The organism is Alkalibaculum bacchi, assembly GCF_937875145.1.
Classification (GTDB): domain Bacteria; phylum Bacillota; class Clostridia; order Eubacteriales; family Alkalibacteraceae; genus Alkalibaculum; species Alkalibaculum bacchi_A.
The window spans coordinates 1-7,134 of sequence record NZ_CALNCS010000053.1 but is presented as its reverse complement, the minus strand read 5'-3'; the positions used below and the strand labels follow the sequence as shown (position 1 = coordinate 7,134).

The following is a 7,134-nucleotide window of genomic DNA, read 5'->3' as shown; positions in this document are numbered from 1 at the left end:
CCTCGGCACGTGGTTTTGGAGACCACTGCTCTACCAACTGAGCTATACCCCTAAGTGTTATCTTGTTTTTTAGTACATTTATTATTATACTAACTTAAGGACAAGAAGTCAATCAAATGTTTTAATATTTGACGAAAAATACTTTTAAACACCATTGCTTGCCAAGAAGCCAATCAGCCTTCGTTATGCTCGGCTTCTTGGGCAAGCTTGACATGGGTGCTACTGGTTGCTTACACGTCGCTTTGCTCCTTGTAAGCAACCAGTAGCACTCCAATAGCGGCTGCCGGAGGCAGCCCTAAATCCAACTTCCAACTTCTCACTTCTAACCTCTCATTCAATAGGTGAGGGGAGAGGTGTTGACTGCATCCTTTAATATTTCATTGTCCGTATGAGTGTAGATTTGAGTAGTAGTCAATCTTTCGTGTCCTAAAAGAGCTTGAATGCTCCGTATATCAACGCCATTTTTATACAATAATGTAGCGAAGGTATGCCTTAGTTTATGAGGGCTTATCTTTTCATTTAAACCGCAGTCATCAATTAATCTCTTGATCATATGTTCGATAGCTCTAGGACTGAGTCTCTGCTTTCGTTCGCTTAGAAATAAAGCCTTTGACTGGATCTTCATATTCTTTCGCATTTCCAGGTATTCTTGAAGGTAATTTTGAGCTACAGCATTTAAATAGACTTCCCTTTCCTTATTCCCTTTCCCAATAACATAAATGGAATCTTTTTTTATGGAATTTACATTTAAGCTACACAATTCCGAAAGTCTTAAGCCACAATTTAAGAACAAAGCCACGATGCATTGATTTCTCTCTTTGTTGCGCCCTTTGACAGAGTCAAGAAAGGTCTGAGCCTCATATTGATTTAAATGTACTGGTAAGCGCCTTTCGATCTTTGGGATTTCTAACTCTTCGGCTGGGTCCCTATGGATTACTTTTGCTTTTCTATAGAGATATTTGAAGAAGGCCCTAATAGCCGATACTTTTCGAGCAGTAGTGGCGTTTTTATTGGATAATTCCATCTTACAGTAATTTAAAAAGGCGTAGAAATCATTTAGGGTAATTTCTTCAATAAATTCATCCTGAATATAAGATAGGTCTTCCTGAAGGGCAGCTCCTTTTTTGGGATTTTTGTAGTAATCCAAAAATTGAAATAATAAATACAAATCGTAGCTATAAGACTCTACGGTGTTGTTAGATTTTCCTTGAATGTGGTAAAGATATTTTCTAAATTCGTTGACTCGAGCTGGATAAAGTTCTTTCTCTAATAATTCCATTTTTCAGTAACCTCCTTAAAAAAAGAAGCTTATATTTGAGATTTAAAGCGTTTTAAATCCGAGCCCATATCATTTATCCTATCGAGGGTAGAATTGAAATATGGGCATATATAAGCTACATTTCAATATCTACTACTAGTATATCATAAAAAGCACATAACATGTCGCATAATATCAATTATGCGACATGTTTTTAGGGTATTTTGTTAGCAGGTGGGGGTATATGTAAGGGATGGTTGATGCTAATTTAACAATGCGTGCTTATTGTCAAATTTTAAATAGGGTTGAACAATAGTTAGAACGATTGGATGGGTTAAAGGCTTTTACATTCAATTTAAGGTAGTAGCATTTTTCTGCTTTCAATATATTCAAGATTGAAGTAATCTATACATTTTTCTTTAATTGTAAATATGCAGTTTTTAGTTATTACAACATTGCGCAAAATATTATTTCGCGCAATGTTTGGATATGGTATAATATACAAACAGTAGTTGAACGATTGGAAAATGCAAGAAAGTGCCTTTTGATAATTTAGATTTTTATTTTTCCACATTCAGCTTTCGATTTTCAGCAAAAAAGAAAGGAGTCCAGAAACCCAATGGAGAGAAAACTTCCAGTTGTATTAGAAGAATACCTAAACTATTTAAATTCCCGCAAAACAAAACCTCAAACTGCTCAGGCTTATTATTATGATATTTCATTATACTTAAAATATATGAAAAGTCGAATGAATCGATTAGAAGAAAAAGATATTGATTCTATTGATATCTCAGATATAGACTTAAAGCTCTTATCTAAAATTTCCGATGTAGATCTCATTTCTTATAATAATTATTTAGACAAAATTCGACAAAATGGGGGAGCAGCGAAGGCAAGAAAAATCTCTAGCTTAAAATCTTTTTACCATTTTATCGTCTATATCAAAAGATACCTAGATACAAATCCTTGCGACCAACTAGAAATGCCTAAAATAGCGAAAAAACCAAATAAAAATACAGGAGATGTATCATCTGATGATATTTTAGAACTTATACAAAGTATCCATGGCAAAAATCACTTACGGGATAAGGCTATTTTGCTTTTACTCTTAGACTCATCTATAAGTCTACAGGAGTTAGTTCATCTTAAATTACAAGATTTTGCTTTTGAAAAACATGAAATTAATAGTAGCTTTAATGATGGAGATGCAAAAAAATTTCCACTTAAAAGCGAAACAAAGATGGCTTTGCAAGAATACATAGATCAGGAGCGGATGAGTACTGATTGCAATTATCTGTTTTTAAGCCAGCGAAAAAGTCAAATAAGCGTTCGAACAGTACAGCATCTTATACAAACTCGAACAGAGCAAAATCCAAAATCAAGAAGAAATATTTCATCTACAGTTCTTAGAAATATGAATATTTAGTCAGTTAATTTGTATGTTTAGTCAAATTGAGAAGTTATAATTATTAATACTTAAACTCTTAAGAGTATTTTTTTATCTGGCAATTAAAATATATTTCATATTAATTTGAATTAATTTTAAACAATTGACCTAAAAATGATAAACTGCAATATACTAAAATAGAGAGAGTAAAATATAAAGAGTAGAGAATAGAAAAAAATTCAATTCCATAAATTTACATAGGATACTCTGTTAAGGTCAAAAAATAGATCAACTTTACCTTAAACTATTGTTTAACAGAAAGTTGAATTCGTCATTTCCTCCTTATTATTTCTATGATTTTCAAATTAGTACGTCTATTCTTTTCCTTATTGATTGTTTTACTCTCTATCTAGATTTAAAAATAATTTTACCTGTTAGAATATTTGTTCCTAATATCAACAACTTAAATTCATGTTATAATCAAATTATAATTAGCTATTATTTAAACCCTCATTATACATACACATATAAAATCTTTGATTTCTGAGGATTTTCCCTAGTTTACATAGAACTTACAACGTAAAACTTAGAACTAATGTGCCGAAGGCACTATTTTGACCCGAGCTCCTGCCCAGTCATCCTGGAGCGCAGCGAAGGATCTTGACCCCAAAAGAATACCCTAGTGCTAGTGACTAAGTACTAATGACTAGCAAATAAAGTGTATATTTATACGATATTAATCACTGCCTTAAGGATGCCTTGTGACCCCAAAAGAATACCTGATGCTAGTGACTAGCGACTTTAAGTAAGGATGAGATAAATGAAAAATGAAAATTTTGCAAAAGAACAAGAAACTCAATTGACTCTTAAATTGAGAACATTAATGAAGGATCTCCCCTCTTTTTCGGAGATTTACTTCAGAGGCATTGAACCAAATACCTCCGTTAAAACTCGAATTGCTTATGCCTTTGATTTGAGGATATTCTTCTACTTTATTACCAACGAACTAGACCCTTTTTTTGGTCAAAAGATACAAGATCTTGTTGTAGGGGACTTAGACAAAATATCTTCCATTGATATAGAAAAGTTTCTAGAATTTTTGTCCTTCTACTCCCTACCCAATTACAAGGATCCAGATACTTTTATCGCCTATACCAACTCCAATACAGGAAAAGCTCGCAAATTATCTAGTGTAAGGGCATTTTATAAATACTTCTTTAAAAAGAAGATGATTATCACCAATCCAGCTATCTTAGTGGATATGCCTAAAAACAAAGAAAAGCCTATCACTCGCCTTGAAGTAGATGAAGTAGCCAATTTACTGGATTTAGTTGAATCTGGAGAAGAATTGACGGACTCTCAAAAGAAGTATCACAATCACAATAAAGAGCGGGATCTAGCCATACTCGCCTTGCTTTTAGGGACAGGCATTCGAGTGAGTGAATGCGTTGGTTTAGACTTAGATCACTTTAATTTTGAAAACAATAGCTTTAAGATCACTAGAAAGGGTGGAAATGAGACGATTCTCTACTTTAGCGAAGAAGTTGCTAATTTATTAAAAGACTACATAGCCGTAAGAGAGGCCATTACCCCCTACCCTGGCAACGAAAAAGCCTTCTTCCTTTCTATGCAGAGGAAACGAATTGGCGTAAGCGCCATACAAAACTCTACGATTATTACCCCTTTAAAAAACATCTCCCCTCACAAGCTGAGAAGTACATACGGTACTAATTTATACCGAGAAACAGGAGATATTTACTTAGTAGCAGACGTCCTAGGCCATAAAGATGTAAACACGACGAAAAAACACTACGCAGCCATCAGCGAGGATCAAAAGCGCAGTGCTGCGAAGGTTGTAAAGCTTAGGGAGGACTAATGGCTTGCTAAACGCGGAAAGCAGAAAGCGGAAATTCTATCGCCTTAAGGTGAGATTGTGTCTAGCGTTCTACTTTCTGCTCTGTTTATTAATAATATATTAGTTTGCAATCTATTGTTTCTCAACACTTTTTAAAATTGCCTTCTAACGCTATAATAGTATTTATTAAAAAAAGAGAACCAGCAAGTAACGATAGGGTTCTAGAACGTTTTAAATTTTTCATAAATTCCCCCCTTAAATGCAATTGCATAATATTTTACATTTGTGCTACAATCTATAAAAATCGAGTTTTATAGATTGAATTTTTCTTAATATATATCTTTAATGCTTTTGTAATTAAGGCTATACTATAGAAAATAAATCCTATTATTACCACAGAAATCAAAGAAATGATTAATGGTACAAAAGTTATTAGTCCGTTCACTATGACCCCTCCTTTTTTTAATCTAACTACTAGAAGATTACGAATTTAATTAAAAAATCTTCCGCTATTTACATCATATTAATCTACTGTTGCATAATATATAAAGATTACGAGCTAAGTTTGTTTTATTTTTTCTTTTTTTAAAATTAGTGTTTAAATAAATGAATAATAATTTATCTGATAAGCGAGATGAAATTAGCAATATAATTTAGTGATTGCCGCTTACGTTAAAGGTTTCATTTAATTAAATTTCTGAACTGGTTTCTAAAAATGGTGAATACATCATTAATGCATGATTCTCAGTTATATATTGTTCATCAATAAATTCACCTGTAATACTATATCGTTTACGATATAGTTCATTGTGCCTGCTAAAACCGCCCCAATGCTCACTCTTAAATTGATGATTTTTTTCTATAACTTCGTATTTATAAATTGGTTTATTATTAGATAACCAACTGCCTTCCAGGTAAGAGTGTCCTACACTAACTTTTAGCTGAAAATCTTCGTTTGTATCATTCCTAATCATTAAGTCTCTATATGGATAAACACAAGTGGCTCCGCTCCCAAAAGGTTGTGTACGATTTGAATCAGGGAAAACATCAAAAGAATGGCGATAGCGTTCTACAATCGTCAATGGTGTGTGAAGAGTCATCCAATATATTAAATTAGATAGTTGGCATAAGCCTCCACCTATACCCATCGTATAAGAGCCACAAAATAATATCATACCAGGAACATAGCCCTTTTTAAATGTAGGCTTTCCGATAAGTTTCCAATAGCTGAAGGTTTCTCCAGGCTTAATTATAATGCTATCAATTTTTTTTACAGCTATTTTTAGGTTAATAATTTTATTATACTGGTATTGCATATCAACATCTTTTAATTCTCTTAACAATAGAGTTTTATGAGAAAAATATTCATATTCTAATAACTCTAAAATTTTATGATGAGCAAATTTAAATTTACCAGAATTCCATAACAAATAACGGGATAATGTATAATAAATCTTGCCGGCAATTAAACGATATTTACTTCTTTTTATTGGTTTCAATTTGTTAATCGTATCCATTTTTTACCTCTTTTTAATACAGAACAAAGTGCTTCACTTCTTCGTTTTTTTGATTAATTGTAGCACTATACTGTAATTATAAACTAATAAAGGCACCTCCGTATTCTAGACATTGTTTGCGGCATTCTTCTAATCTCCCTACAGCAGCAGGACAAGCCCAAGAGGTACCGTACAATCCACATGAGTTGCCCTTACATATCCCTCTAACCTCTTGTGAAAAGATAACTTTTTCTGGCTTTTAAAAGGCGTATTCGTAAATTGGCAAGAGTTTGATTTCTTGTTCTATATTATATTTGCTCATATAAGTCATCCTTTTCAATTGGATTTACTAATATATAGCGTTTTTCATACTGTTTTTTCTTACTGTTTCCTTCAAGCCTTACATATTAAGACATATAATACAAATAGATATAGCATAGCGTAAAATCATACAACTACTTTATCTCATAAAAATAGTATACTCATATATCACCCCTGGATATCTTTTTCTATGTAATCATTAAAAGATTTTCAACTAATTAATCATTAATATACCTAGCTTTTTTTGTATCCAGCATTATACTCGGATGTTGATGAACCCAGTGTTTATCTATTTGGCATTCTTTTTTAAAGCCAGTTTGTATGTGCATTGCTAACTCTTGACAGTACTTATTCCCTATTATATCTTTATAAGTAATTTCTAATTTTACAACCGAACCACCGCTATGTTCATATTTTTTTGGAACTCTGTAAGGGATTATGAATCCTTCAGGATTTCTATCTAAGTGTTCATCTATATCATCAGGAATTTCGGGTAAGTATATACTTAAATCAATCAATACTCTTATAGAAGAATCTCTTTTAAAGAAGTCTATTACTAATGACTGTCTCATATCTTCTTCATTATATGAAACGAATCTTAATCTAAAGTCTACTGCATCTCCTATTCCAGAATTGGTGATTTCCAACATAACATTAAAAGGTGTGTTTGATTTTTCACCGTCTAAATCAAATATAAATCTACTATCATAAACATTTTTATTCTTATTATCATTTTGAACTAAGAATAGTGGAGCTACAGACAATATAATGGTCTCATAAATTAAGACACTTTTTCGAACAGTTTTTAATGAATCTG

The 7,134-nt window shown here is 32.4% G+C and carries 7 protein-coding genes; 2 read left to right on the top strand and 5 right to left on the bottom strand.

All coding sequences use genetic code 11. From position 1 onward, the window contains the following. Positions 1-334: 334 nt before the first annotated feature. A complete protein-coding gene (gene xerA, locus Q7P22_RS03260) occupies positions 335-1,279 on the bottom strand; it encodes a site-specific tyrosine recombinase/integron integrase (RefSeq protein WP_303860574.1) in 945 nt (314 codons plus the stop codon). Between the two features lie 598 nt (positions 1,280-1,877). Between xerA and Q7P22_RS03255 the strand changes: the two genes are divergently transcribed. Both Q7P22_RS03255 and Q7P22_RS03250 read left to right on the top strand, forming a co-directional pair. After that, positions 1,878-2,684 carry a tyrosine-type recombinase/integrase gene (locus tag Q7P22_RS03255; RefSeq protein WP_113921378.1) on the top strand — a complete coding sequence of 269 codons (807 nt, stop codon included), beginning with the start codon at positions 1,878-1,880 and terminating at the stop codon, positions 2,682-2,684. Positions 2,685-3,465: 781 nt separating this feature from the next. Further along, complete coding sequence (locus Q7P22_RS03250; protein WP_303860570.1) at positions 3,466-4,521, top strand: tyrosine-type recombinase/integrase; 1,056 nt, start codon at positions 3,466-3,468, stop codon at positions 4,519-4,521. A 274-nt stretch (positions 4,522-4,795) separates the two neighbouring features. Here the strand turns inward: Q7P22_RS03250 and Q7P22_RS03245 are convergent, their stop codons facing one another. The 4 genes from Q7P22_RS03245 to Q7P22_RS03230 all read right to left on the bottom strand — a co-directional run. After that, positions 4,796-4,945 (bottom strand): hypothetical protein, encoded by a 150-nt coding sequence (locus Q7P22_RS03245; protein ID WP_303860568.1) that lies wholly within the window; start codon positions 4,943-4,945, stop codon positions 4,796-4,798. A 244-nt stretch (positions 4,946-5,189) separates the two neighbouring features. Next, positions 5,190-6,017 carry a VanW family protein gene (locus Q7P22_RS03240; RefSeq protein WP_303860565.1) on the bottom strand — a complete coding sequence of 276 codons (828 nt, stop codon included), beginning with the start codon at positions 6,015-6,017 and terminating at the stop codon, positions 5,190-5,192. 76 nt (positions 6,018-6,093) lie between these two features. Beyond that, complete coding sequence (locus Q7P22_RS03235; RefSeq protein WP_303860576.1) at positions 6,094-6,240, bottom strand: DUF2284 domain-containing protein; 147 nt, start codon at positions 6,238-6,240, stop codon at positions 6,094-6,096. 295 nt (positions 6,241-6,535) lie between these two features. After that, positions 6,536-7,134 (bottom strand): hypothetical protein (locus Q7P22_RS03230; protein ID WP_303860563.1); only part of this gene is annotated, 599 nt, incomplete at its 5' end.